This is a genomic window from Niastella vici, assembly GCF_002077945.1.
GTDB classification, from domain to species: domain Bacteria; phylum Bacteroidota; class Bacteroidia; order Chitinophagales; family Chitinophagaceae; genus Niastella; species Niastella vici.
Map to the genome: position 1 here is coordinate 1 of NZ_LVYD01000032.1, position 310 is coordinate 310.

1 protein-coding gene is annotated in these 310 nt (G+C 46.1%); it reads right to left on the bottom strand.

Going from position 1 to position 310, the window contains the following annotated elements; genetic code table 11:
- On the bottom strand, positions 1-269 hold a 269-nt coding region (locus A3860_RS09605), incomplete at its 3' end, for a hypothetical protein (RefSeq protein WP_143774035.1).
- Positions 270-310 lie beyond the last annotated feature (41 nt).

The following is a 310-nucleotide window of genomic DNA, read 5'->3' on the forward strand; positions in this document are numbered from 1 at the left end:
TGCATATCCACATAACTGATGCTGAACTGCCCATTAGCATCACGCACCATAGTCTTAAAATAATGTGAAGCATCGCCTACATCGGTACCGAATAAAGCATCCAGTTCCTTTTGATCAGAAGTTCCATAAAAATATTTTGTTTCATGACCGCTGCCCAGCTGATGATCGGGGCCTACCCCACCCTGGCGGCTGATGCGGCCGGTATTATCGGGGGTATATTCTGTTTCGGTAAATGGATAGCCTTGCGCATCGGGGATGAACTGGTTCATCCCGATCGTTTTCTTTGGATTGTTTGGCGAATAATACATAC